The organism is Micromonospora sp. WMMD730, assembly GCF_049178955.1.
GTDB lineage: Bacteria > Actinomycetota > Actinomycetes > Mycobacteriales > Micromonosporaceae > Micromonospora > Micromonospora wenchangensis.
In genome coordinates, this window is sequence record NZ_JBMHML010000002.1 from 6,469,957 (window position 1) to 6,495,504 (window position 25,548).

General features: G+C 72.9%; 21 protein-coding genes. 5 read left to right on the top strand and 16 right to left on the bottom strand.

Annotated features, from left to right (window positions below; all coding sequences use genetic code 11):
• Window positions 1-669 carry a permease prefix domain 1-containing protein gene (locus ACN265_RS27465; protein WP_357929047.1) on the top strand — a complete coding sequence of 223 codons (669 nt, stop codon included), beginning with the start codon at window positions 1-3 and terminating at the stop codon, window positions 667-669.
• 54 nt (window positions 670-723) lie between these two features.
• On the opposite strand, the gene ACN265_RS27470 is transcribed toward ACN265_RS27465, so the two are convergent.
• Window positions 724-1,065, bottom strand: a complete 342-nt coding sequence (locus ACN265_RS27470; protein ID WP_204927430.1) for a PadR family transcriptional regulator — start codon at window positions 1,063-1,065, stop codon at window positions 724-726.
• Between the two features lie 151 nt (window positions 1,066-1,216).
• Between ACN265_RS27470 and ACN265_RS27475 the strand changes: the two genes are divergently transcribed.
• Both ACN265_RS27475 and ACN265_RS27480 read left to right on the top strand, forming a co-directional pair.
• Window positions 1,217-2,272, top strand: coding sequence for a DNA primase (locus ACN265_RS27475; RefSeq protein ID WP_421410520.1), 1,056 nt, complete (start codon window positions 1,217-1,219; stop codon window positions 2,270-2,272).
• A 41-nt stretch (window positions 2,273-2,313) separates the two neighbouring features.
• Entirely contained in the window at window positions 2,314-4,908 is a 2,595-nt protein-coding gene (locus ACN265_RS27480; RefSeq protein ID WP_421410522.1) for a transposase, read from the top strand.
• A 361-nt stretch (window positions 4,909-5,269) separates the two neighbouring features.
• Here ACN265_RS27480 and ACN265_RS27485 read toward each other — a convergent pair whose 3' ends face one another.
• The 4 genes from ACN265_RS27485 to ACN265_RS27500 all read right to left on the bottom strand — a co-directional run bounded on the left by ACN265_RS27485 (window position 5,270) and on the right by ACN265_RS27500 (window position 10,384).
• The gene (locus ACN265_RS27485; protein WP_088643912.1) at window positions 5,270-5,863 is read right to left on the bottom strand and encodes a GTP-binding protein; all 594 of its coding nucleotides are present in this window, start codon (window positions 5,861-5,863) and stop codon (window positions 5,270-5,272) included.
• 1 nt (window position 5,864) lies between these two features.
• On the bottom strand, window positions 5,865-6,242 hold the full coding sequence (locus ACN265_RS27490) for a DUF742 domain-containing protein (protein ID WP_088643989.1): 378 nt from the start codon (window positions 6,240-6,242) through the stop codon (window positions 5,865-5,867).
• 93 nt (window positions 6,243-6,335) lie between these two features.
• Window positions 6,336-6,740, bottom strand: coding sequence for a roadblock/LC7 domain-containing protein (locus ACN265_RS27495; protein WP_067304724.1), 405 nt, complete (start codon window positions 6,738-6,740; stop codon window positions 6,336-6,338).
• Window positions 6,737-10,384, bottom strand: coding sequence for a nitrate- and nitrite sensing domain-containing protein (locus ACN265_RS27500; protein ID WP_421410525.1), 3,648 nt, complete (start codon window positions 10,382-10,384; stop codon window positions 6,737-6,739). The genes ACN265_RS27495 and ACN265_RS27500 overlap by 4 nt, the downstream gene beginning before the upstream one ends.
• A gap of 322 nt (window positions 10,385-10,706) precedes the next feature.
• Between ACN265_RS27500 and ACN265_RS27505 the strand changes: the two genes are divergently transcribed.
• Complete coding sequence (locus ACN265_RS27505; RefSeq protein WP_232378532.1) at window positions 10,707-11,180, top strand: ATP-binding protein; 474 nt, start codon at window positions 10,707-10,709, stop codon at window positions 11,178-11,180.
• Window position 11,181: 1 nt separating this feature from the next.
• Here ACN265_RS27505 and ACN265_RS27510 read toward each other — a convergent pair whose 3' ends face one another.
• Window positions 11,182-12,258, bottom strand: a complete 1,077-nt coding sequence (locus tag ACN265_RS27510) for an adenosine deaminase (protein WP_421410527.1) — start codon at window positions 12,256-12,258, stop codon at window positions 11,182-11,184.
• Between the two features lie 259 nt (window positions 12,259-12,517).
• On the opposite strand from ACN265_RS27510, the gene ACN265_RS27515 reads away from it, so the two are divergent.
• Complete coding sequence (locus ACN265_RS27515; RefSeq protein WP_421411650.1) at window positions 12,518-13,564, top strand: putative RNA methyltransferase; 1,047 nt, start codon at window positions 12,518-12,520, stop codon at window positions 13,562-13,564.
• A 44-nt stretch (window positions 13,565-13,608) separates the two neighbouring features.
• Here ACN265_RS27515 and ACN265_RS27520 read toward each other — a convergent pair whose 3' ends face one another.
• The 10 genes from ACN265_RS27520 to ACN265_RS27565 all read right to left on the bottom strand — a co-directional run bounded on the left by ACN265_RS27520 (window position 13,609) and on the right by ACN265_RS27565 (window position 25,495).
• Window positions 13,609-14,289, bottom strand: a complete 681-nt coding sequence (locus ACN265_RS27520; RefSeq protein ID WP_204927424.1) for a DUF4272 domain-containing protein — start codon at window positions 14,287-14,289, stop codon at window positions 13,609-13,611.
• A gap of 135 nt (window positions 14,290-14,424) precedes the next feature.
• The gene (locus tag ACN265_RS27525; protein ID WP_357929034.1) at window positions 14,425-15,705 is read right to left on the bottom strand and encodes a thymidine phosphorylase; all 1,281 of its coding nucleotides are present in this window, start codon (window positions 15,703-15,705) and stop codon (window positions 14,425-14,427) included.
• 52 nt (window positions 15,706-15,757) lie between these two features.
• Entirely contained in the window at window positions 15,758-16,468 is a 711-nt protein-coding gene (locus ACN265_RS27530; RefSeq protein ID WP_204927422.1) for a cytidine deaminase, read from the bottom strand.
• Window positions 16,469-16,632: 164 nt separating this feature from the next.
• On the bottom strand, window positions 16,633-17,913 hold the full coding sequence (locus ACN265_RS27535) for an ABC transporter permease (protein ID WP_421410530.1): 1,281 nt from the start codon (window positions 17,911-17,913) through the stop codon (window positions 16,633-16,635).
• 3 nt (window positions 17,914-17,916) lie between these two features.
• Window positions 17,917-19,242, bottom strand: a complete 1,326-nt coding sequence (locus ACN265_RS27540; protein WP_420119201.1) for an ABC transporter permease — start codon at window positions 19,240-19,242, stop codon at window positions 17,917-17,919.
• Window positions 19,239-20,846: an ABC transporter ATP-binding protein gene (locus tag ACN265_RS27545; RefSeq protein WP_421411652.1), complete on the bottom strand. Its 1,608-nt coding sequence runs from the start codon at window positions 20,844-20,846 to the stop codon at window positions 19,239-19,241. The genes ACN265_RS27540 and ACN265_RS27545 overlap by 4 nt, the downstream gene beginning before the upstream one ends.
• A 196-nt stretch (window positions 20,847-21,042) precedes the next feature.
• Window positions 21,043-22,113 carry a BMP family lipoprotein gene (locus ACN265_RS27550; protein ID WP_420119206.1) on the bottom strand — a complete coding sequence of 357 codons (1,071 nt, stop codon included), beginning with the start codon at window positions 22,111-22,113 and terminating at the stop codon, window positions 21,043-21,045.
• Between the two features lie 262 nt (window positions 22,114-22,375).
• The gene (locus ACN265_RS27555) at window positions 22,376-22,717 is read right to left on the bottom strand and encodes a hypothetical protein (protein ID WP_145917841.1); all 342 of its coding nucleotides are present in this window, start codon (window positions 22,715-22,717) and stop codon (window positions 22,376-22,378) included.
• Between the two features lie 96 nt (window positions 22,718-22,813).
• Window positions 22,814-24,670, bottom strand: coding sequence for a glycoside hydrolase family 13 protein (locus tag ACN265_RS27560; protein WP_421410532.1), 1,857 nt, complete (start codon window positions 24,668-24,670; stop codon window positions 22,814-22,816).
• A 15-nt stretch (window positions 24,671-24,685) separates the two neighbouring features.
• Window positions 24,686-25,495, bottom strand: a complete 810-nt coding sequence (locus ACN265_RS27565; RefSeq protein ID WP_204927529.1) for a sugar ABC transporter permease — start codon at window positions 25,493-25,495, stop codon at window positions 24,686-24,688.
• Between the last annotated feature and the right edge of the window lie 53 nt (window positions 25,496-25,548).

Genomic DNA, 25,548 nt, shown 5'->3' on the forward strand with positions numbered 1-25,548 from the left:
ATGCGTGCCTGCGACGGGACGGCGATCGACGAGCGGCTGCGGGATCTGGGGTCCCGGCTGCGGGGTCCGGCACGGCTACGGACCGAAATGCTCCGCGAGGTACGCGACGCGCTGGACGACGCCACCGAGGCGTACCGGGAGCGGGGGCTGCCGGCGCGGGAGGCCGAGCGGCGGGCCGTGGCCGACTTCGGCACACCTGCCGAGCTGGCCCCGACGTACCAGGCGGAACTCGCCGCCGGGGCGTTGCGCGGGCTGTCCCGGCGGGCGCTGCTGATCGCCGTGGTGCTGACCCTCGGCGGTGACCTGACCTGGCAGGGGTCGAGCTGGAGCGGCGGGCCGCCCCCGCCGCCGGGCTACCAGGTGCTCGCCGCTTCGGTGGACGGGATCTGGCTGGTCGTGGCCGGGTTGGCGCTGGCGGCCCTGCTGGGCGGGCGCTGGGCGGCCCGGCGGGGCCGCAGCGGCCCGCCGGCCGAGCGGCTGCTCGGGCTCGGGCTGGCCGGCACGCTGGTCGTCGGCGCGGTCGCCGGGGTGGCGCTGTTCGCCTGGTCGGCCGGGCTGTGGGACGCGGCCCTGACCTGGCCGCCGATGATCATCGGGTCGGTGCTGGCCGGTGCCGCCTACTTCACGCTCTTCCGGGCCACCCGGCTGTGGCTGGTGGCCACCCGCTGACGCCGCGTCCCCGGCGACGGCCCGGCCGCGGCCAAGTCGGGGCCGGGCCGGCGGTCAGGCCGGGCCGGGGGGTGGGGCGGCGGGGTCGAGGAACCGGCCGACGGTCGCGCTGAACTCGCGCCAGCCGGCCCGTTCACCGGCCAGCGACGCCCGGCCGGAGTCGGTGAGCCGGTAGGTGCGCCGCTCCCGACCGTTGACGGTGCTCCAGGAGCTGGCCACGTGGCCGGCCCGCTCCAGCCGACGCAACGCGGGGTAGATGGTGCCGGTCGGCAGGTCGAGCTGCCCGTCACTGCGGACGCGCAGTGCCTCGATGACGGCGTATCCGTGCAGCTCCCCCTGCTCCAGCACGGCCAGGAGCAGGGCGTCGAGGTGACCGTGCAACGCCTGAGCCTTCATGTGTAGTTACGCTACTTGTCGACCCGCCGGACCGCCAGCGGGACACGGGCCCCGGACGCCACCGGGGTGCGGGTTCACAGCGCCGCCGAGGTGCGGGTTCGCGGTGCCGCCGGGGTGCGGGGTCCGCCGACGCAGGGACGCCCATTAGGGTATGTGCCCAGAGTCACTCGGCGACCGCGCGGTCGCCGGATGGTTAAACCCGACGCACACGGAGGTCAGCGTGGCCCGCCAGTCGCCCCAACGGCCCGACGCCGACGAACCCGAGCTCGGCGACACCGATGGGCCGACCGGGCCCGACGTGGAGCCCGGCCCGGTCGACCGCTCGCTCTGGGACGAGCTGAACATCGATCCGGTCGAGATCGCCCTGCCCGCCGGCACCGGCTTCACGCTCCGGGCGTACCGGCCGGCACGCGAGCTGACCCCGACGGACGTCGTCGAGCGCGACGAGGACGACCCCTTCCTGGCCCGGCGTCAGGTCGTCGAGGCCGAGGACGACGACGAGGTGATCATCCTCGACGAGGAGTTCGCCGCCCTCACGGCCGAGGACGACGAGGCGGACACCAAGGCCGAGGGCGACGGCAAGCGGGCCGACCGCAAGCGCGACGCCGCCGACGCGGACACCGACACCGTCGACCCGGACGCCGATGCCACCGACGACGACACGGACACCGACGGCGACGGCGACGGCGACGGCGACGAGGAAGCCGACGCCGAGGGCGACGAGGAGGTGCCGGTCTTCCTGAGCCACAAGGGCCGGCTGCTGCTGTTCAAGACGCCCGAGTCGTTGGTCAGCTTCATCCGCTCCGGCGCGCCCAACGACCTGTCTCAACTGGACGGTTGGAATGAACTGTCCGAACGGGTGGAGCCCGCCGACATCGCCCCGCGCGACGAGGACACCTACGAGCTCGACCTGGTCGTGGAGAACCTGCGCGGCGGGCACGACACGTGGGACCCGACCCTGCTCATCGAGGCCGGTGAGGTCGCCCGCGACCTGTCGTACGCGCTGCGGCTACCCGCCGTGCTGGACATGCTCTCGGCCGGTTCGAGCCTGGACGACCTCGACGAGGCGCTCCGCGCTTCTGTCAACGGCGGAGTCGGTGGATTTCTCGGCCGTAGGCGGCTGAAAAAAATCGGGGCCCAGACCGCAAGCTTGGGATGGCGCACCATTGTCGGCAAGATCTCTGCCGTCGTGGACTGGCGCGACTGACCCCGAGCGGGGAGCATCAGTGGCTGGCAGTGAATAGACCGGTGTCCCGGGAGGAGGACGACGCCTTGGCGCTCGTGCGCGTGTACTGCGGTCTGGCCTCGGCAGATCCGACCGACCGACCGGCCTCGGCCGGATCGACGCTGACGTCCGCCGTGGTCGACGACGCAGGCCGTCTGCTGCATGTCCACGAGATCAGCGACGACGCGGCCGGTTACGCCCGGCTAGTCACGCTGTTCGTGGAGCGGTCGGGCGGGCCGAGCGGCGTGGCGATCGCGGCCGACAGCGACGACCACGCGGTCACCTCACTGCTGAGCGCGGCCGGCCGTCCACTCGCGATCGCCGACGACGACTCGGTCGACGACTTCGCCGAGCGGTTCGCCGACGACGACTCCCTGGAGGAGATGCAGTCCGCGCCGGCCGAGCGGCGGGCGGTGGGCCTGGCCCGTGCCCTCCAGGCGGGCGCGCTCTCCGCGGTCACCCTCCCGGCACCCCGGGACCTGGCCGGGTTCAAGCAGGTCCTCTCCGCCCACGCCGCCCTGTCCAGCGGCCGGCACTCCGCCGCCGTGGCCCTGCGCGAGGTGCTCCGCGAGCTCTACCCGGCGGCCCTGCGGGCCTACCCGGACCCGGCCGAGCCGGTGGCGCTGGCCGTCCTCGACGCGTTGCCCGAGCCGAACATGCTCACCGGCACGTCGGCCCGGGGCCGGGACATGTCGGTGGCCGCCGAGGCGGTCACCGCACGGCTCACCGCCGACGGGGTCGCCGAGGCCGGGGAGATCGAGGCGGCGGTCACCGCGCTGCGGGTGGCCGTCTCCGAGACCCCGCGCCGGGCCACCGTCAACCGTGCGCTCACCTCCGCCGTCGCCGAGACCGTCCGGCAGTCGGTCGCCGCGGTGCGCGCCTGTGACGCCGGATGCGAGGCCCTGGTGGGCGCGCTCGCCACCCGGGTCAGCGTCCCGAGCCCGTTGCCCGGTCGCCGCGCCGCCGCCCGTCGGGGCGAGCAGGTCGCCGAGCTGACCGGGATCAGCGGCACCGGCCCCGGGCTGCGTCCGGTCCGGCCCGCCGAGCCGGCGCCGCCGGTACCGACCGGCCGCCGTAGCCGTCCCGAGCCGGTCCCCGGCAGTGGCATGCCGGCCGCGCCCCGACCGCTCGGCCCGCCGCCGGTGGCACCCGCCCCGATCACGCCGCCGCCGGTAGCCCCGGCACCGGTCACCCCGGCCGCTGCGGCCGGCCTGCCGACCTCGGTGCCGCCCGCGCGTACCGACCCGGGCATGCCGGCGGCCCATCGCGGGTCGGATGCTCCGACCACCATGATCCCGCCGATCCGTCGCGGGATGGACGCCCCGACGAACCGGCCGGTCTCGGCTCCGCCGCCGCCTCCCCCGGGGATTACCCCGATCGCTCCGGCACAGCGCGGCACCGTGCCGCCCGCCGAGGCCGGTGAGCCGTTCCGGCCGACGCTGACCACCGCCGCGATCAACAACGCCCGCGCCGAGCGGCAGCGCACCGTGATCCCGCCCCGGCCGAAGACCGCCGGTGCGCTCTCCGCCCCCACCGGCGGATTCAGCGCCACCGACCTGAACGTCCCGGTGCCGGTCAGCCGGCCCGAGCCGGAGCAGCCCACCGCCCCGCCCGGCTCGCGGGCGAACTGGCCGCTGGTCAACAACCCGGAGGATCCGGCCGACAGCTCCGCCAACAACCCGGTGGTGCCGGCGTACGGCGAGCGGGGCGGCCGGTCGGCCGACGCGCCCACCGACGCCGGTGCCGGCCGTCGCATCACCCCGCCGTGGCTCGCCGACGACCTGCCGCAGGAGCCGCCGATGTTGCGGCTGGTGGAGCCGCCGCCGCTGGCCGACCGGGCCCTGCGCGACGGGCTGGACACCCCCGCCGACCCGCACCTGGACACCCCGCCGCTGCGGCTGGTGGACCGGGACGAGGCCGGCCGGGCCGGACGGCCCCACCGGGCCGACCGGGCGGAGCAGCTGGACCGCCCCACCCGGGCCGAGCGGCCGGGTCGGCTGGACCGCCCCGCCGACCGGCTGGACCGCACTGACCGCCCGGAACGTCTGGACCGGGCGGAGCGGCCGGAGCTGCTCGACCGGGTCGAGCGGCCGGCGCGGGGTGAACGGCCGGGCCTGGAACGGCGACCGGAGCCGGTCGAGCGCCGTCCCGCACCGATGGAGCACCGCCCGCCGCCCGTCTCCGACGAGGGCGACGGCGACCTGCTGATCTTCGCCCAGGCCAAGTCGGCCTGGTTCGTCGGGCACAGCGACGAGAGCGACCTGGAGTGGTCGTCGACCGCCGACACCGGCTGGCAGGCCGCCGAGAAGGTGGCGCAGCCGGCCGTCGGCGCGGAGACCTCCGCCGGGCTGCCCAAGCGGGTGCCGCAGGCCAACCTCGTGCCCGGGTCGCCGCTGCGCGAGGAGCGTCCGCTGCGGATCGTCCGGGACGCGGCGAGCCTCGCCGAGAACACCACCGGTTACTTCCGTGGTTGGCGTCGCGGCCAGGAGATCGGCGGTTTCGCCGTCGGCGGCCGGCCCGGCCGCGAAGCAGCCGGCGGCTGGGACTTCAGCCGCGACCCGACCGAGCGGGACGACGACCGGGAGTACGAGTTCCGCTCCGCCGGCTACCGGTCCTGACCCTCTGACGGCTCACCGCTGGCCCGACCGGTTCATCCGGTCGGGCCAGCGCCGTTGTGCGGCCCTCAACGCACCCGCCCCACCCCCAAGGGGTCCTCCCAGGCCTCGATCCGCGCAGCGGCCCGCAGAACCGGCCCGCAGAGCCAGGGCACCGGCTGGGGCGCCACACCTCTGCGCCCAGCCCCGGGCATCCCCACCACGCCATGCGGACACGACCGCCGGGGACCTGCCTCTCGTGGCGCGTGGGCCGCCAGCCGCGCGGGGCACGGAGAGCCGCCAGCCGGCTCCCGGCGTACCGGGCCGGGAAACACGGACGCGCCCGGTCGCGGCCGAAGCCGCCACCGGGCGCGTACGGAGTCGGTCAGGCCGGCGCGACCGCTCGCGAACGGCGCATGGTCAGCACATACTCGACCAACGAGATCAGCACGTGCTTGGTCGACTCCCGGTTACGGGCGTCGCAGGCGACCACCGGCACGTCGGTCGAGATCGCCAGCGCGTCCCGGACGTCCTGCGGATCGTGGTACTGCATCCCGTCGAAGCAGTTGATCGCCACCAGGTACGGCAGCCGCCGGTGCTCGAAGAAGTCGATCGCCGCGAAGCAGTCGGCCAACCGGCGGGTGTCGACCAGCACCACGGCACCGATGGCACCCCGGACCAGTTCGTCCCACATGAACCAGAACCGTGTCTGGCCGGGCGTACCGAACAGGTACAGGATCAGATCCCGGTCGATCGAGATACGGCCGAAGTCCATCGCCACCGTGGTCGTCGTCTTGCCCGGCACCTGCCGGGTGTCGTCGACGCCCACACCGGCAGAGGTCATGATGGCCTCGGTGGTCAGCGGCGTGATCTCCGAGACCGAGCCGACCAGCGTCGTCTTGCCGACGCCGAACCCACCGGCGATAACGATCTTCGCCGACGTCACGCGCCCGTTCGGGGCAGGCGGCCGCTGCGACATGTCAGAGCCTGCGAAGTCCACTCAGCACCCTCTCCAGCAGTTCAGTGCCCACCGCGTCGTCCGAGTCGTCCAAGATGGTCGGCTCGTGGACCGCGACCAGGCCGTCCGTCGCCATGTCGGCGATGAGCACCCGGGCCACGCCGAGCGGAAGCTGCATCCGCGCCGCGATTTCGGCGAGCGACTGCACACGTCCGTCACACAGCGCGGCGATGTACTGGTGCTCCCGGCCCTGACCGCCGTTGCCACCGGCAGCAGCGCGACCGCGCACCGTCGTCTCGACGAGCGCCTCCAAGGCGATGTCGAGCCGGGGACGGGTACGACCACGGGTCACGGCGTACGGTCGGACCAACGCCCCTGTCGGTTCGTCACGATCGACCATGTCGCCGCTCACCTCCTTCGTCCCCGGCACCGGCTCTCACCCGGTGGAACCCGTCGTTCTTGTCGTCCCGTGCCGACCAGGCGGTCAGCCCGGTCAGCCCATCATCCCGACAGCCGTACGGGCCTGCGGCGTGAGCGCGTCACCGACCCGGTCGACCAGTAGCGCCATCTCGTACCCGACCTGACCGACGTCGCAGCTGCGCGCGGCCAGGACGGCGAACGACGACCCGTCCGAGATGGACATCAGGAACAGGAAACCGTTGTCCATCTCGACGACGGTCTGCAACACCGCGCCGCCCTCGAAGCAGCGGGCCGCGCCCTGGGTCAGGCTGACCAGGCCGGACGCGATCGCGGCCAGCTGGTCGGCCCGGTCCCGGGGCAGGTCACGCGACGAAGCGAGGAGCAGGCCGTCGGCGGAGACCGCGACCGCGTGCGCGACACCCGGCACCCGGTCGGCGAAGTTGGCCAGCAGCCAACCCAGATCCTGCGTAGTTGTCATCCTTCATGCTCCTTCTGCCCGCTCCCGCCCGCCAGGCCGGAGCCAGACGACGAGGATTGCTGCCCGCCCGGAGTCGCGTCCGGGTTGGTGGGGTTGTCCGAGGTGGTCCGGCCGCGTTGCACACCTCGATGGTAGGCCGAGAGCAGACCCCTGACCGCTTCCGGCGTCCGCCGCTGCACCGACGTGGTCGGCTTCTCGATAGCCCCCGGCACGAGCTGCGCCATCGGCGTCCGCTTCGGCAGACCGGTCTGGGTGGTGCCGGAAACCGGTGCTTCGGTCGCAGCCACCGCGGCCCGCCAGCCCTCGTCGGCGGCGGTCTGCCAGCCGGCGGGCGGCGCGGCGGAACGTCGGTTCGCCGGGCCCTCGCCCCGACCGGGGAACCCGCCACCGTTCACTGTCGACCCGTTGTCACGCGGCACGCCCCCGGCCGGCGCAGTGTCTGCCATCGGTGCGCTACCTGTCGTCCCTGGTGCGGTGTACTGGGCCGGGTGACCGGCGGTGTCGACGGCTGCGTGGGCCGCCGTCGTGCCGTTGGCCGCCTGCTTGGCACCGGCCGCGTCCTCGGGGCCGGGCTTACGGGTACGGAACCAGGCCGACTCCAGCTCCCGGAAGATCGGCAGCTCCATCGTCTCGTCCGCGTACCGCTGCTGGGGAACCTGCTGCGGTGCCGACGGCCGGTTGGCCGGCGTCGTCTGGGCGGTCCGCACCGGCGGGGCGGGCTGCCGCGTGACCGGTGCTGCCGGCTCGGATCGGGGCACCCGGGGCAGCTCGGTGGTCATGTCCAGCGCGGCGGCGAGCCGCTCGGGAACCGGCGGGGTGGCCGTGTCCCGGTCCGGGTTCGCGACCGGCGGCCAGGCCGGCGGGGCGGCGGCGCCCGGCGCGGCCCCGCCCGAGGTGGGCCGGGACGGCAGCGGACCGGTGGGCGACCCGGAGACCGGCGCGACTGGGCCCGGCTGACCGGCGTACGGGGACGCCGACACCGGGTAGCCCGGGGCGGGCTGGCCCGACACCGGGTAACCGGACGTCGGCTGACCCGAGACGGGCTGACCCGAGACCGGTTGACCGGACACCGGGTAACCGGAGACCGGCTGGCCCGAGACGGGCTGGCCGGACACCGGGGCGACCGGGTACGCGGGCGGCAGCGGCGGGGCCGACACCGGCGGCACCGGCGGGGAGCTGTACGGACGGGCCTCGGGGCTGCTCGGCAGCTGGCGCGGAATGACCGGCTGCTGCCCGGTGCTGTCCGGGTCGTCGGTGCTCCGCCGCTGCGGCAGCGGGTCGATCGCGTGCCCGTTGGTGGCCCGTGGGTTGGTGAAGCCGTCGCCACCGTTGATCCCGCTGGCGCCGGTGAGGTCGGACCAGGCGGGCATTCCGCGCCCGCCGTTGGCGGGGGCGGGCGAACCGTTGCGCGGTGCCGGGTCGAAGGGCCGACCGCCGAGGGTGACCTGGTTGCCGGAGTCGCCCGCCCGGGGGGCCGGCGGCTGGCCGTTGCCGAGGGCGGGAAGCGCGCCGAAGGCCGGTGAGGTGCCGGCACCGCCGAAGGCCGGCGCGGCACCGGAGCCACCGAAGGCCGGGGCCGCACCACCGAAGGCCGGGGCGGACCCGCCGCCGAACTGCGGGCCGGCCGGCAGGCCCGGCGTGCCGGGGGCCCGGCCGGTGAGCGCACGGGGCACCAGCACCGACGTGGGCAGGACGACCTCGGCCACGGTGCCCCGGTCGGTGCCGGGACGCAGCTCGACCTTGACGCCGTGCCGGGACGCCAGCCGGGCCACCACGACCAGGCCCATCATCCGGGAGACGGCCACGTCGACCTGGGGTGGCGTGGCGAGCCGCTCGTTGAGGTCGGTCAGCTGCTCGGCGCTGATGCCGATGCCCCGGTCCTCCACGTAGAGCGACGCGCGGTCGCCGACCCGACGGGCCTCGACCATCACCTGGGAGTCCGGTGGGGAGAACGCGGTCGCGTTGTCGAACAGCTCGGCGACCAGGTGCACCAGATCGTTGACCGCGTGCGCGGAGACCTCGATGTCCCGGTCGATGACCCCGAACTCGATCCGGGTGTAGTGCTCGACCTCGGACTGGGCGGCGCGCAGCACGTCGATCAGGGCGGCCGGTTCGCGCTGCACGCGGGTCGAGTCGGCACCGGCGAGGACCAGCAGGTTCTCGTCGTTGCGGCGCATCCGGGTGGCCAGGTGGTCGAGCTGGAACAGCTCGGCCAGGCGGTCGGGGTCCTCCTCGCCGCGTTCCAGCCGGTCGAGGTGGCCGATCAGCCGGTCGACCAGGATCTGCGAACGGCGGGCGAGGTTGACGAACATCGTCGCGACCGAGGAGCGGAGCGCAGCCTGCTCGGCGGCCGTCCGGACGGCCTCCAGGTGGACGGCGTTGAACGCCTCGGTCACCTGGCCGAACTCGTCGCGGCTGCGGACCGGCAGCGGCTCGGCGATCTGGTTGGCCAGCTGGTCCGGGGACTGCTGACCGGTGAACTGCGGGTCGCGTAGCCGCGCCACGGCCTGCGGCAGGCCGAACTGGGCGATGGACAGGGCACCCTGGCGTAGTTCCCGCAGGGAGCGGGCCATCGACCGGGCGACCAGGTAGGCGAAGAGGATCGCCAGCAGCAGCATGCTCAGCAGCAGGCCGGTCTCCAGGAAGACCTGACGCTGCACGTCGGAGCGCAGCTCGTCGGCCTTGGCCACCACGTCGCTGTCCAGGCGCACCTCGACGGCCCGGTTGAGCTGGGCGTACGCGACCATGGCCGCGTCCCACTGGTCGGTGCTGAAGGTGATGCCGTCGAGCTTGTCGCCGTTGAGCGCGCTGACCTGGCCGGCGTAGATGTCGGCCTGCCGCCGGTCGGAGCCGGAGACGGTCTGGTCCTGGAACTCGCGTTCGGCGCGGCTCGCCACGGCCTGGAAGCTCTGCAGGGCCTGCTGCTCACCGGTGTTGCTGGAGATGTACAGCTCACGCAGGGCCGGGGTGTACGCCTTCTGGAGCAGCACCTGGTGCACCGCGATCCGGCGGACGGAGGCGTACTCCTTGGCGCGGGCCATCGCGGCGGCGGCGCGCATCTGGTCGCTGAGGTCGTTGTCGCCGGCGAGCTGGGTGGCCGAGTCACGGATGGTGATCAGATTGTTGATCAGGCCGGTGTACCGGCTGACCGCCTCGCTGAGCCGCAGCTTGCCGTTGTAGACCTGGCTGCGGATGCCGGGCATCTCGGTCAGGTCGCTGTCGATCCGGTCGAGCTGCGTCTCCAGGGAGGACGGCAGTCCCTCGATCTCGGCACGCTGCTGCGAGTACGGCGCCTTGGACTGGTCGACCCGCTGGTTGACCCGGTTGTACGCCTCCTGGTATTGGGCGCGGGCCTGCCCCTTGGGCGAACCGAGCAGGAGGACGGCGTTGGTGCGCTCGTCCTGGAGGGTGTTGACGAGGTCGCCTGAGTAACCCACCAGGTTGGCCAGGTCACCGGCCCGGTTGGCGTTGTTGAGCGTCTGCAGGTGGTCCACCAGTCCGCTGGTGCCCACGACGACCGTGGCGATGGTCGGCACGATCATGATCAGCCCGAGCTTGGACCAGATCGGCATGTCACGGAGCCGACCGGCCGGCCGACGCAGACGCGACAGGAAGGAGTTCGCCGTCGTTGGCCGTTTGCTCACGTCACCGCCCTCGCGATTACAGCGTCTCCGCGTTGCCACGGGCAACGCCCAGCGGCCGACCCGGCGGGTCGGACCTCCGAGATTCCATCACGCCTCCCCTGAAAGAGAAAGCCCAGGTTGTCGGTCGCCGGAGGTGTGATGAGATGTTGATGCAATTTGATCGCAATCCGTCTTTCCGGAGTTACCCAAAGTAATGGATTATCGCCACCGCGTCGTGCTCCTCGCCGGCCCCTCCGGGTCTGGAAAGTCGTACATAGCGCAACGAACCGGTCTTCCCGTGCTCTGCCTGGACGACTTCTACAAGAACGGTGATGACCCTACGTTGCCGAGACAGAACGGACTGGTCGACTGGGACGCGCCCGAGTCGTGGGACGCGGGAACGGCGGTGGAGACAATTGCCCGACTGGCCCAGCAGGGCCGGGCCGATGTGCCGGTCTATGCGATCGGTGCGGATCGACGGGTGGCCACCCGGCCATTCGAGGTGACCGGATCGCCACTCTTCATCGCCGAAGGGATTTTCGCCGCCGAGATCGTCGCGGAATGCCGACGCCGGGGACTGCTCGCCGGGGCGTACGCGCTGCGCCGGCCGCGCGGGGCGACCTTCGTCCGGCGGCTGGCCCGGGACCTGTCCGAACAGCGCAAGGCACCGAGGGTGCTGATCCGGCGCGGGCTGGCGCTGCTGCGCGCCGAACCGGCGGTGCTGCGCCGGCAGACCGGCCTCGGTGCCGAGGCCGCGCACGCGCGGGAGTTCCTGCGCCGGGTGGCCGACCTGGTCGCCGGCCACCCGCACCGCTGAGTCAGCCGATCAGCTTCGCGTACGCCGGCTTGATCACCTCGTCGATGATCGCCAACCGCTCGTCGAACGGGATGAAGGCGCTCTTCATCGCGTTGACCGTGAACCACTGGAGCTCCTTCCAGCCGTAGCCGAAGTTCTCCATCAGCAACGCCATCTCGCGCGACATCGAAGTGCCGCTCATCAGCCGGTTGTCGGTGTTCACCGTCACCCGGAACCGCAGCTCCCGCAGCAGCCCGATCGGGTGCTCGGCGATCGACGCCACCGCCCCGGTCTGCACGTTCGACGACGGGCACAGCTCCAGCGGGATGCGCTTGTCCCGCACGTACGCGGCCAGCCGGCCGAGCGTCGGCACCGGACCCGGGGTGATGTCGTCGACGATCCGCACCCCGTGGCCGAGCCGGTCCGCCCCGCACCACTGGATCGCCTGCCAGATCGACGGCAGCCCGAACGCCTCACCGGCGTGGATGGTGAAGTGGAAGTTCTCCCGCTGGAGATACTCGAAGGCGTCCAGGTGGCGGGTGGGCGGGAACCCGGCCTCGGCGCCGGCGATGTCGAAGCCCACCACCCCGGCGTCGCGGTGCCGGACGGCCAGCTCGGCGATCTCCTGCGACCTGGCGGCGTGCCGCATCGCGGTGAGCAGGGTGCCGACCCGGATCGGGTTGCCCGCCCCGGCGGCCTCCGCGCTGCCCTCCACGAACCCGGCGACGACCGCCTCGACCACCTCGTCCAGGGTGAGGTTCTGCTCCAGGTGCTGCTCGGGGGCGAACCGGACCTCGGCGTACACCACCCCGTCGGCGGCCAGGTCCAGCGCGCACTCCCGGGCCACCCGGCGCAGCGCCGGGGCGGTCTGCATGACCGCGACGGTGTGCGCGAACGTCTCCAGGTAGCGCTCCAGCGAACCGGAGTGCGCCGCCTCCGCGAACCACCGGCCGAGCGCCTCCGGATCGGTGCTCGGCAGCTCGTGCCCCACCTCGGCGGCCAGCTCGACGACCGTCGCCGGCCGCAGGCCGCCGTCGAGGTGATCGTGCAGCAGCGCCTTCGGGACCTTGACGATGTCCTCGTATCGGATTGCGACCATCCCCCGACCCTAGTCACGCCCCCCGACCGCCCGCGATCAGGCTCGCGCGGCCCGCGTTCGGCCCGCGGCCCGCGCCCCGGACGCGGGCCGGACGCGCAATGTCGCCGGTACAGCGGCATCAACGCGAACGGATACCGCTACATCGCCCCACCTGCGTCGGGCGGATGTGTCGACGGGCGGGCCGGCCGCGCGCCGTAGGCTGCTGCGGGTGACCGCGCCGCACCCGTTCGAGCAGCCCGTCGACGCGACGCACCCGCAGATCGTCGCCCGGCTGCGCTGCCCGGTCTGCACCCAGCCGCTGGCCGCCGCCACCGACACCCGCGCACTGCGCTGCCCCCGCCGGCACAGCTTCGACCTGGCCCGCCAGGGGTACGTCACCCTGCTCGCCGGCCGGGCCCCGCACGTCGGGGACACCGCCGAGATGGTCGCCGCCCGCGCCGACTTCCTGGCCGCCGGGCACTACGACATGATCTCGTCTGCCCTGGCCGAGGCGGCGGCATCCGCCCTGGCAACGCCCGCCGGCCCCGCCGACGCGAGCGGCCCGATCGAGGCGACCGAACCCACCAAGGCGAGCGAACCGGCCGAGGCGACCGGACCGGCCGAGGCGAGCGAACCGACCGAGGCGAGCGGACCGGCGGCCCAGATCGGATCGGCAGCCGCTGGCGAACCGGCTGAGGCGGGCAGGAGGGCGGACCGGGCGGCGGGCGGGTCGGAGGGGGTGGGCTTCGGGGCGTACCCGCTGGTGGTGGAGGCCGGGGCGGGCACCGGCCGGCACCTCGCGGCGGTGCTGGCGGCGTGGCCGGGCGCCGTCGGCCTGGCCCTGGACGTCGCCAAGCCGGCGCTGCGCCGCGCCGCCCGTGCCCACCCGCGCGCCGCCGCCGCGCTCGCCGACACCTGGCAGCGGTTGCCGCTGGCCGACCGGTCGGTGGCCGTGCTGCTCGACGTCTTCGCCCCGCGCAACGGCGACGAGTTCCACCGGGTGCTGCACCCGGCCGGGATACTACTGGTGGTCACCCCCACCGACGCCCACCTCGCCGAGCTGGTCGACGTGCTCGGGCTGCTGCGGGTCGACCCGACCAAGGCCGACCGGGTCGCGGACAGCCTCGCCGGGCGGTTCACCCCGGAGCACACCACCGTGCACACCGCCCGGCTCACCCTCGACCGGGCCGAGGTGGCCACCCTGGTCGGGATGGGGCCGAGCGCCTGGCACACCGACCCGGCGCGGCTCGCCGCCGCGATCGACGCGCTGCCCACCCCGGTCACGGTGACCGCCTCGGTACGTCTCACCGCCTGGCGACCCCGCTGACCACGGGGTAACAGGACGCGACCCCGCCGCCGGGCGAGGGACGCTCAGGTGGAGAGGTCGACCTCTTCCCAGCCGGGCGGCTCGTCGTGGTACGGGCCACGCAGCATCACCGCCCACTCCAACGCCCACCGGCGCTGGCCGATCGCGTTCGCGTCCACCAGGCCGGGCAGCCGGTGCCCCGACTTCTCCACCTCCAGGTACGCCCAGTCCAGGCAGTAGTGCAGGTCGAGCAGGGCGGCGGCGTCCGCCGGGTGCTGCGGGGCGGCCAGGATGCGGGCCCGCCACTGGCCGAAGGTCTCCCCCCCGGCCAGGTACGGCATCCGCTCCACCAGCCGTTCGTCCACCGGGATGGTCGGGTCGAGCTGCTTGCTCAGGCCCAGCACCCAGGACAGTGAGAAGAGCGCGTCGTGGTGCAGGACGAACGAGCGGTGGTCGCCCTTGCCGCCCACCACGAACTGCCACTCGGGCGGGGTGACCATGTCGACGAGGTGGGAGTCGAGCAGCCAGCTCATCGCCGTCTGCGCCGGCATCCCGAAGCACCGGGCCAGGATCAGGTGCAGCACCGCGATGCGGGCCTCGATCTCCACGGTGGGCCGCAGTTCGATCTCGTCGCCCGGCTCCCAGACCAGGGGAAACTGGGCCGGCGGCAGGGGCAGGCGCAACCGGGACAACTCGTCGAGGCTCGCCTCGCGGACCTCGCGGGGATCGGGCGCGGCTACCAGCACGATCGGATTCCCTGTCTGCTCACGCGGCGTCACCGCCGTTCGGTCCCCCTGACCAGGGAGGATAGCGTTCCGTCGCGACCGGCACCACGTCGGCCGGCCCCCGTCGCGCCGACCGCTGACCGGTGCCGCCGACCGTCAGCCGATCCGCTCGATGACCAGCGGCGACGCCGACGGCGCGGTGGCCGACACCCGGACCGCCAGGGCGGCCTCGGCGCGTGCGGCCGGCAGCCGTACCGTGTCGTCGGCGCGCAGCTCGTACAGCGGTTCGCCGACCCGGACCGGGTCGCCGGGCCGCTTGTGCAGCACCACCCCGGCGGCGGCGCTGACCGGGTCCTCCTTGCGGGCCCGCCCCGCGCCGAGCCGCCACGCGGCCACCCCGATCGCGTACGCGTCGACGGACTCGACGAAGCCGTCGGTGTCGGCGCGGACCACCTCCACCTCGTTGGCGGTGGGCAGCTTGGCGTCCGGGTCGCCGCCCTGGGCGCGGATCATCGTGCGCCAGGCGTCCATCGCCCGCCCGTCGCGCAGCGCGGCGGCCGGGTCGGCGTCGGGCAGGCCGGCCGCGTCGAGCATCTCCCGGGCCAGGGCCAGGGTCAGCTCCACCACGTCGGCCGGGCCACCGCCGGCGAGCACCTGCACCGACTCGGCCACCTCGACGGCGTTGCCGACGGTCAGGCCGAGCGGGGTGGCCATGTCGGTGAGCAGGGCGACCGTGCGCACCCCGTGGGCGTCGCCGAGCGCCACCATCGTCCGGGCCAGCTCGCGGGCGTCGGCCACGTTCTTCATGAACGCGCCGGAGCCGACCTTGACGTCAAGGACCAGCGCCCCGGTGCCCTCGGCGATCTTCTTGCTCATGATCGACGAGGCGATCAGCGGGATCGCCTCGACGGTGCCGGTGACGTCGCGCAGCGCGTACAGCTTGCGGTCGGCCGGGGCGAGCGCGGCGCCCGCCGCGCAGATCACCGCGCCGACGTCGCGGAGCTGGGCGATGAACTCGTCGTTGCTCAGCGACGCCCGCCAGCCGGGGATCGACTCCAGCTTGTCGAGGGTGCCGCCGGTGTGCCCGAGACCCCGGCCGGAGAGCTGCGGGACCGCGCCGCCGCAGGCCGCCACCAGCGGGGTCAGCGGCAGGGTGATCTTGTCACCGACGCCGCCGGTGGAGTGCTTGTCGACCGTCGGCCGGTCCACCGCCGACAGGTCCAGCCGCTCGCCGCTGGCGATCATCGCGGCGGTCCACCTGGCGATCTCCGGCACCGACATGCCGCGCAGCAGGATCGCCATGGCCAGCGCCGACATCTGCTCGTCGGCCACCAGCCCCCGGGTGTACGCGTCGACCACCCAGTCGATCTGGCCGTCGCTGAGCACACCCCCGTCCCGCTTGGCCCGGATGACGTCGACCGCGGTAAAAGCACTCACCGTTGAGTTCCCTCTGAAGTCGTTGCGGTAACCGGCGCGAGAACCGGACGGATCAGGACGTGGCCCAGCGGGCCGGGATCTCCACCGGCGGCTCGCCCTCGCCGGCCCAGAAGATGGTGCCCTCCGCGTCCACCACCACGACCCTCGGCGTCCGGGCCAGCCCCCAGGTGATCGCCTCCGCCGGGTCGCCCCAGCTCGGGCCCTCCTCCAGCACCCCGGGCCCGGCCTCGTCGCTGTCGCCCGCCGACCGTTCCCAGTACGCCGTCCAGACCTGTTGCCCGGCGGAGAGGTCCGGGTGTACGAAGACGGTGCCCCGCCCCCGCCAGGCGGCCAGCCGGTCCGGCACCACCGGCACCGGGTTCTCGCCGACGACCGCCTCGATGTCGGCCACGTCGAAGGCGTGCGGCAGCAGCTCCGCCATCCGCAGCGGGCCGGTCCTCGACTCGACCAGGCACTCCGGGCCGCCGTTCTCCCAGAGCAGTTGCCGGCACCGGCCGCACGGCATCAACGGCTCGCCGTTCGCGTCGACGCAGGACATCGCGACCAGCCGGCCGCCGCCGGTGGCGTGCAGCGCCGAGACCACCCCGCACTCGGCGCACAGGGTCACCCCGTAGCCGGCGTTCTCCACGTTGCAGCCGACCACCACCCGGCCGTCGTCGACCAGGGCCGCCGCGCCGACCGGGAACTTCGAGTACGGCACGTAGGCGTGCCGCATCACCTCGGTCGCGGCGGCCCGCAGGCGCTCCCAGTCGATCTCGCTCATCCCCTCATTCTGCCCAGGCCACCCCACCCGGGTGCGGGAAGGGTGCCGGTCGGCCGCCCGTCGCTTCCCGGCGGCCGGCCCGGGGCCGTACCCGGACGGCGTCCGTCGGGGACGACGCGGGCCCGGCAGGGAGGTCCCCGCCGGGCCCGCAGCGGGCCGGTCGTTCAGCCCTTGACGTACGGCTTGCCGTCGGCGGCGGGTGCCCGGACCCGACCGACCAGCCCCGCCACCGCCAGGATGGTCGCCAGGTAGGGCAGCATCGCCAGGAACTGGTTGGGGATGCTGCTGCCGATCGCCCCGAGGTAGGTGGCGAGCTGGTCGGCGAAGCCGAAGAACAGCGCGGCGAGCAGCGCGCCGGTCGGGCTCCACCGGCCGAAGATCAGCGCGGCCAGGGCGATGAAGCCCTTACCGCCGATCATGTTCTTGGTGAAGCTGTAGAGCGCCAGGGTGTACGACGCGCCGCCGATGCCGGCCACCACCCCGGCCAGCAGCACGTTGCGGTACCGCAGGCCCAGCACCTTGACCCCGAGGGTGTCGGCGGCGGTGGGGTGCTCGCCCACCGACCGGGTCCGCAGGCCCCACCGGGTGCGGAACAGCGCGAGGTGGATGACGAGCACCAGCAGCAGGCCGAGGTAGAGGAAGATGTTGCCCCGGAACAGCGCCGGGCCGAGCAGCGGGATGTCCTTCAGCAGCGGGATCTCCCAGTTGCCGAAGCGCGGCGCGCTGTTGTACTTGTCCGCGTCGGTCTGCATCAGCCGCTCGTAGAGGAAGCCGGTGACGCCGACCGCCAGCAGGTTGAGCACCACACCCATCACGACCTGGTCGACCAGGTAGCGGATGGCGAAGACGGCGAGCAGCAGCGAGATGAACGCGCCACCGACGGCCGCCGCCACCAGGCCCACCCAGACGTTGCCACTGAGGCTGCCGAAGAGCGCGCCGCTGAACGCGCCCATCAGCAACTGCCCCTCGATCGCGACGTTGACCACGCCGGACCGCTCGCAGAGCACCCCGGCCAGCGCACCGAAGATCAGCGGCAGGGCCAGGACGAAGGTGCCCCGGACGATGTTGACCATCGGCATGAAGTTGCGGCCCTCGGGGGCGGCGGAGACCTGCCAGCACAGGAAGCTCAGCACGAAGCCGACCAGCCCCACCCCGAGGACCAGGGTGAACCAGCGCTTCGGGACCCCGGCCAGCAGCGCGCCGCCGGCTGCGGCGGCGACGACCCCGAACAGGATCGCGCCGAGGGTGCCCTGGATCTCCAGCGCCGCGCCGCCCTCGGTCTCGCTGAGGGTGAACCGGGCCTGCTGGCCGGTGGCCAACGCCCCGAACAGCACGGTGGCGAGCACGCCCAGCGCCAGCAGGACCAGGCCCACCTTGCGGGGGCGGGTCCAGAAACCCTCGTCGACCGCGGCCACGGCGACGTCGGGGACAGCGGTGGTGGACATGCCTCACCAGCCCTTCGCGAGGCTCGTCTGCAACCGGGCGGCACGGGCGGCCCGGAGCTGGAAGATCGCCTTCACCAGGGCCGGCGCGGCGATGAAGATGACGATCAGCGCCTGGAGCACGGTGACCAGCTCCAGCGAGATCCCGGAGTACGACTGCATCCGGTTGCCACCGGCCTGGAGCGCGCCGAACAGCAGCGCGGCCAGCAGCACACCCCACGGCTTCACCCGGCCGAGCAGCGCCACCAGGATGCCGTCGAAGCCGATCTGCGCGATCACCAGCGGGGTGAGCGCGTTCGCGGTGGAACCCAGCACCATCTGGCTGCCACCGAGGCCGGCGAGCATCCCGGCGATCACCATCACCAGCACGTACGTCTTGGTGACGCTGATGCCGGCGGTCCGCGCCGCCTCCGGGTTGGCGCCGACGGCCCGCAGCTCGAAGCCGAGCGTCGAGCGGTTGAGCAGCCAGGCGATGGCCCAGGTGGCGAGTACCGCGAGCAGGATGCCGGCGTGCACCCGCAGGTTGTCGCCGAGCAGCCGGGGCAGCGCGGCCGAGGAGTCGACCGGGCGGCTGATCGCGTCCGCCCGGTCCGGGTTCTGCACGCCGTTCTGCACGATGATCCAGGACAGGAAGTAGACGGCGACGTAGTTGAGCATGATCGTGTTGATCACCTCGTGCGCGCCGGTCCGGGCCTTGAGGATGCCGGGGACGAACCCCCAGACCGCGCCGCCGGCCGCACCGGCGATCAATGCGACGACCAGGTGCACCACCGGGGGCAGCGGCAACGCGAAGCCGGCCACGGCGGCCAGGATCACGCCCATCGTCGCCTGGCCCTGGGCACCGATGTTGAACAGGCCGCCCCGGAAGGCGAGCGCCACCGACAGCCCGGTGAACACCAGCGGCGCGGTGTAGGTGAGGGTCTCCGAGATCGGGCTCATCGCGGCGGTGAAACCGGACGCCTCCGGGTCGAAGACCGCCCCCTTGAACAGGTTGGCGTACGCCTCGCTGACCACCGTCCAGCTCGCGTTCAGGGCGTCGGTCGGGCGGGCCGTGATGTAGCCGTAGGTGGCCAGCACGTCCGGGTCGGACACGATGATCAGGACCGCGCCGACCAGCATCGCCAGCACCAGGGCGAGGACCGTCACGGTCACCGTGTTGGCGGCCCACAGGTTGTCCAGGAAGAGCCGGCCCAGCGTGGGCCGGGGCCCCGGCGCGGGCTGCTTGGGTGAGGTCATCGTGGCGCCCCGGTCGGCCCTGCCGGTTCCGGCCAGCTCCGCCTCGGTCGCCGGTTCCTTGTCCGGGGAGCCGGACACCGGGTTGGGGTTGCTCATGCCTCGTCCTCGTTACCAGGGCTCTCGGGGGCCGGCGTCACACCGCCGGCCGTACCGCCCGGGGTGGCCGCGCCGTCGGTCGGGGCCGGTGCGGGGGCGTCGGGGGTGATGCCGGCCATCAGCAGGCCGATCTCCTCGCGCGGGGTGTCCGGGCCGACGATGCCGATGATCCGGCCCCGGTACATCACCGCGATCCGGTCGGCGAGGCCGATCACCTCGTCCAACTCGCTGGAGACGACCATGACGGCGGTGCCGACGTCGCGCTCGCGGATGACCCGGCTGTGGATGAACTCGATCGAGCCGACGTCCACGCCCCGGGTGGGCTGGGCGGCGATGAAGAGCTTCAGCGGCCGGGACAGCTCCCGGGCCACGATCACCTTCTGCTGGTTACCGCCGGACAGGGTGCCGACCGCCGCGTCCGCCGACGGGGTACGCACGTCGAACTGCTCGATCCGCTCCTTCGCCGAGGCGGCGATCGCGTCCGGCCGCAGCGCCAGACCCTTGCCGAACGGCGGCCGGTCGTAGATGTCGAGGACCAGGTTCTCGGCGACGCTGAACTCCTTGACCAGGCCGTCGACGCTGCGGTCCTCGGGGACGTAGCCGACCCCGGCGCGGAGCACCTTCTTGGTGGACCAGCCGTGGATCGGCTCGCCGTCGAGGGTCACCGTGCCGGCGAGCGTCGGGCGCAGCCCCATGATCGCCTCAATCAGCTCGGTCTGCCCGTTGCCCTGCACGCCGGCCACGCCGAGCACCTCACCGGCGCGTACGGTCAGGTCGACGCCGTCCACCGCGCGGACCTGCCGGTCGTCGTCGACGACCAGGCCGGCGACCTCCAGGATCGGCCGGCCCGGGGTGGCGGGCTGCTTGTCGACGGTGAGCCGGACGTTGCGACCGACCATCAGCGCGGCCAACTCGTCCCGGCTCGCCTCGGGGGAGGCGGTGCCGACGGTCCGGCCGCGCCGGATCACGGTGATCCGGTCGGCGATGGCCTTGACCTCGCCGAGCTTGTGGGTGATGAAGACGATCGACTTGCCGGCCGCCTTGAGCGACCGCATGACCGTGAGCAGTTCCTCGGTCTCCTGCGGGGTGAGCACCGCGGTCGGCTCGTCGAGGATCAGCAGGTCGACGTCGCGGGTGAGCGCCTTGACGATCTCGACCCGCTGCTGGATGCCGACCGGCAGGTCCTCGATCACCGCGTCCGGGTCGACCCGCAGGTTGTACCGGGCGGAGACCTCGGCCACCTCGCGGCGGGCCCGCCGCCGGTCGAGGAAGCCGACGATGCCGCCCCGGACCTGCTCCGCGCCGAGCATGATGTTCTCGGTGACGGTGAAGACCGGCACCAGCATGAAGTGCTGGTGCACCATGCCGATCCCGGCCCGGATCGCGTCCGAGGGGCCCTTGAGCTTCAGCGGCCGGCCGTCGACCAGGATCTCGCCCCCGTCGGGCTGGTAGAGCCCGTAGAGCACGTTCATCAGGGTCGACTTGCCCGCGCCGTTCTCGCCGAGCAGGGCGTGGATCTCTCCAGGCTCCACCGTCAGGTTGATGTGATCGTTGGCGACCAGATCACCGAACCGCTTGGTGATGCCGCGCAGTTCGAGTCTCAGCGCAACCTCCTGGAGTGCGAGCGATGGTGCAGCCTAGCTGCCGGTCGGCCGGTCACCGGGGTGCCGGCCGACCGGTGCGCGGACCGGCCGCCCCGACGCCGTGGGTTGCCCACGTACGCCGGGACGGCCGGTCGTCATGCCTGGTGCCCGCCGGCCGCCGCTGCCGATGATCCCATCGTGGCGGCCGACGCGGCGGTCACTTGGTCGGCTGGGCCTTCGAGGTGACCGTGATGGTGCCGGCGGCGATGTCCGCCTTGAGCTTCTCGACCTCGGCCTTGAGGTCCGCCGGGACCTTGCTGTCGAAGTCGTGGTACGGGGCGATCGAGACACCGTTGTTGGCGAGGTTGCCGACGAAGCCCGGGGTGGCGGCGAGCTTCTCGCCACCGGCGGCCTTGAGCACGGCGTCCTTGACGGCGTCCGGGATGTTCTTGACCACGGTGGTCAGCAGCGCCGCGCAGTCCGGGGTGCTCTCGCAGCCGTCGACGTCGACCCAGACGACCGAGTACTTGCCGCCCGACGCCTTCGCCGCGGCGGTGGTGCCGAGGCCCGCGCCACCGGCGACCGGCATGACGATGTCCGCGCCCTGGGCGACCAGCGCGTCGGAGACCTTCTTGCCCTCGTCCTGCTTGGCGAAGTCGTTGGTGAAGGAACCCTTCTGGGTCGCCTTGTCCCAGCCGAGCACCTGGACGTTCTTGCTCTTGGTCTTGTTGTAGTGCGCCACGCCGTCGGCGAAGCCGTCCATGAAGATGGTCACCGGCGGGATCGGCAGGCCACCGTAGGTGCCGACCTTGCCGCTCTTGGTCATCCCGGCGGCCAGGTAGCCGGCCTGGAAGGCGGCCTGGGCGGTGTCGAACTGCATCGGGTAGACGTTCGCCGTGGCCGGGTTCGCGTCCACGATGCCGAACTGCTGGTTCGGGTTCGCGGCGGCGATCTTCTTGGTGGCGTCCTGCATCAGGCCACCGACGGCCAGGATGAAGTCGCACTTCTGGTTGACGTACCCGGTCAGGTTGACCTCGTAGTCCGCCTCGGCCTTCGACGCGACGTACTTGATGTCGATGTTGTCGTTGGCCTTCTTGGCCTCCTCCAGGCCCTTCCAGGCGGAGGTGTTGAACGACTTGTCGTCGATGCCGCCGACGTCGGTCACCATGCAGGCGCTGTACTTCTTGTCGCCGCTGCCACCGGCGTTGTTGTCGTCGTCCGGCGCCTCACCACACGCGGCAGCACCCAGCACGAGCCCACCCGCCGCGATGGCAGAGGCGATCCGCATCCCACGCACAGAGCGCAAGACGTCTCCTTCCATTGCACACCGCCTCGTGCGGTGGCAGCCCTTGAACCGACGAGCGTTGTGCCGCCGGCATCCCACGTTACGGACGGGAGCGTAGCCCGACGTCCACCCACCGGCCGCCAATCGTGCACGACTGTTGAACGCTCGTTATCCCGGCGTAACCCTCGGGTGGGGCACATCACTCAGCATGCCGGTTCCGGCGGGCCGGGTGCGGCGAACGTCCCGTTCCCGGCGACCCCGACGGCTACCGCCAGAACACCGCCACAGCGGCCGTGACCAGGGTCAACCCGATGATCGCCAGGAAATGGCCACGGGCCACCTGCGCCCGCTTCCGGGAGAAGAAGACCATGACGAAGATGAGCAGGGCCAGCACCAACTTGGTAACAAGCTTGGCGGGGGCCGGCTCGTCGCCGTCGCGCAGCGGCGCGGACAGGCCCACGCCGGTCAGCAACTGGATCACCGAGCCCCAGAGCATGGCCGCGTTGATCCGCAGCCGGCCGCTGACGTACTGGGCGACGGCGCCGCCGAGCAGCAGCGCGAACCCGATCAGATGGACATAGAGAAGGACCAGTCGGAGAGCTTCCACGCCGGCCATCCTCCCCCATCAACGACAGTTTGTAGTAGGTGGCCCGCCGGCTGAGTTCAATCCGTGATCTCGCCGCCCCCGCCGACGGGCCGCCCGTCAGAGCCGCCAGACCTGGAAGGTCGGGCCGTCACCGGGCAGGGTGATCCCGCCGTCGGGGGCGGGCCGCAGGGCCGGGGCACCCCCGTGGAGGTTCTCCCCCGCCGGGCCGGAACCGGTGCTCCCGGTGGCCGGCAGGCCGGTCAGCCGCACCGGCGCGCCGGCCGCCCGGCGGGCCAGCACCAGCACCGTGCCGGTGGTCGCCTCGCGCAGGAAGACAAGCGTGTCGGCGTCGGCGTACACCCAGCGCAGGCCGCCGTGCCGCAGCTCCGGGGTGTCCCGACGCAGCGCCAGCAGCGCCCGGTACGCGGCGAAGGTGCCGGCGTCCCGGCGCTCCGGCCGGTGCCACGGCATCGGGGTGCGGGAGCCCTCGCCGTTGCCGCCGGTCAGCCCCCACTCGTCACCGGCGAAGACCACCGGGGTGCCGGGCAGCGTGGCGAGCAGGCCGGCGGCCACCTCCTGCCGGGCCGCGTCGCCGACCACGGTGCGGATGCGGGCCGAGTCGTGCGAGCCGAGCAGCTGCCACGAGTGGACGTACGACCGCCAGGAGATCAGCGACCGGAAGCTGTTCATGGTGGCGAGCACCGCGTGCGCGTCCCGCCGCCGCACCCCGCCCGGCGTGCCGAGGAAGTTCGGCAGCGGCGCGTGGTCCCCGGGCCCGGTGCGCAGCCAGGACCAGACCGGGTCGGTGAAGCCGACGTAGTTCATCGTGCCGTGCCAGCCGTCGCGGTCCAGGTCACCGGTGTGGTCGTGGCCGTGCTCGGCGAGCAGCAGCCCGTCGGCCCGGGTCTGCGCGACCACCTCGCGCAGCAGCCGCGCCACCTCGTGGGTGTACGCGTCCGCGCCCCGCCGCCCGGTCATGTTGGCCACGTCGACCCGCCAGCCGTCCAGCCCGTACGGCGGGCGCAGCCAGCGGCGCAGCAGCGAGTCCGGGTCGGTGGCGAAACGGCGGCGCAACTCGGCGCTGCCCCAGTTCAGCTTCGGCAGCGACCGCACCCCGTTCCACGACTCGTACGTCGGCTCCCCGCCGCCGGTGGGCACGTCGAAGTAGTATATCTCCCGCTCGGGGGCGTCGACGTCGGCTAGGGCGCGGGTGAACCACTCGTGCGCGTCTCCGGTGTGGTTGCTGGTGATGTCGCCGATCAGCCGCCAACCCCGGGCCCGGACGGCGTCGGCCAGCCGGACCAGGGCCGCGTCGCCGCCGAGCAACGGGTCGACGGTGTCGAAGCCGGCGGCGTCGTAGCGGTGGTTGGAGCGGGCCGGGAAGATCGGCGTCAGGTAGACGGTGTTGACGCCGAGCCGGTCCAGGTGGTCGAGGCGTTCGGTGATGCCGTCGAGGTCGCCGCCGTAGAACTGGCGGGGGGTCTGCGGGCCGTACCCGATGACCGGGGTGTCCCAGTCGCACGGGACCGCCCAGTCCGGCGGGGTGCGCCCGTCGGCGGCGGCGGACCGGGCGAACCGGTCGGGGAAGATCTGGTAGACCAGCGCGTCCCGCGCCCAGGCCGGCGGCGGGGCGTGGCTGACCAGCCTGAAGTCGCCGTGGTCGGGCACGTCGTGGTCGACCGTGCCGGCGGCGTTGAGCCAGCGGTAGCCGGTCGTCCCGGTGAGCATGAACCGGTAGTTGCTGACCGGGTTGCGGACCTCGACGTCGGCCCGCCACCACACGTCGTGGCCGTCCCGGCGGTCGACGGTGGCCTCGACGAAACGCGGCTCACCGTCGCCGGTGGTCCGCACGTGCACCTGCCGGACGTCGGTGCCCTCGGGCACCCGGACGAAGACCGGCACGGTCTGACCGAGGGTGGGTTCCTGCTCGGGTACGTAGAGTTCTGAGCCGTCGTGGTGCGGCGACAGGGACATGGGGTGCCTTCCGATTCATCCCTTGACGGCCCCGGCGGTGAGGCCGGAGACGATGTAGCGCTGGAGGAGCTGGAAGACCAGCACGGTGGGGATCGCGGTGAGCAGGGTGCCCGCCGCGAAGATGCCGAAGTTGTTGTTCCGCTCCCCCGCCACCAGGCCGAACATGCCGACCGCGAGGGTCTTGGACCCGGTGTCGGTGAGGAACACGTTGGCGATCATGAACTCGTTGATCGTGCCGATGAACGACAGCAGCGCGGTCACCGCCAGGATCGGCGCCACCAACGGCAGCATGATCCGGAAGAAGACCTGCGCGTGGCTGGCGCCGTCCATCGTGGCCGACTCGTCCAGCTCGCGGGGCAGGGTGTCGAAGAACCCCTTCATCAGCCAGGTGTTCATGCCCAGCGCGCCGCCCATGTAGAGCAGGAACAGGCCCCACGGGGTGTTGAAGCCGATCGACGGCCACAGGTCGGTGACCCGGGTGAAGATCAGGAAGATCGCCACGATCGCCAGGAACTGCGGGAACATCTGGATCAGCAGCAGCGTCAGCAGCCCGAACCGCCGCCCGGCGAAGCGCATCCGGGAGAACGCGTACGCCGCCAGCGAGGACAGGAAGATCGACGCGAAGCTCGCCCCGCCCGCGACGAGCAGCGAGTTGAGGAACCAGCGGCCGAACTCCGTACGCTCGAACAGGTCGCCGAAGTTCGACAGCGACGCCCCGGTGGGCAGCAGCTCGGTCGACGAGAGGGTGCCGAGCGGGTTGAGCGCGGCGGAGAGCACGAACAGGATCGGGAAGAGGCTGAACGCCACCGCCAGCACGCCGACCACGTGCCGCCAGCCGACCTGGGTGAACCACCGGCCAGGACGCCGGCCACCGCGTA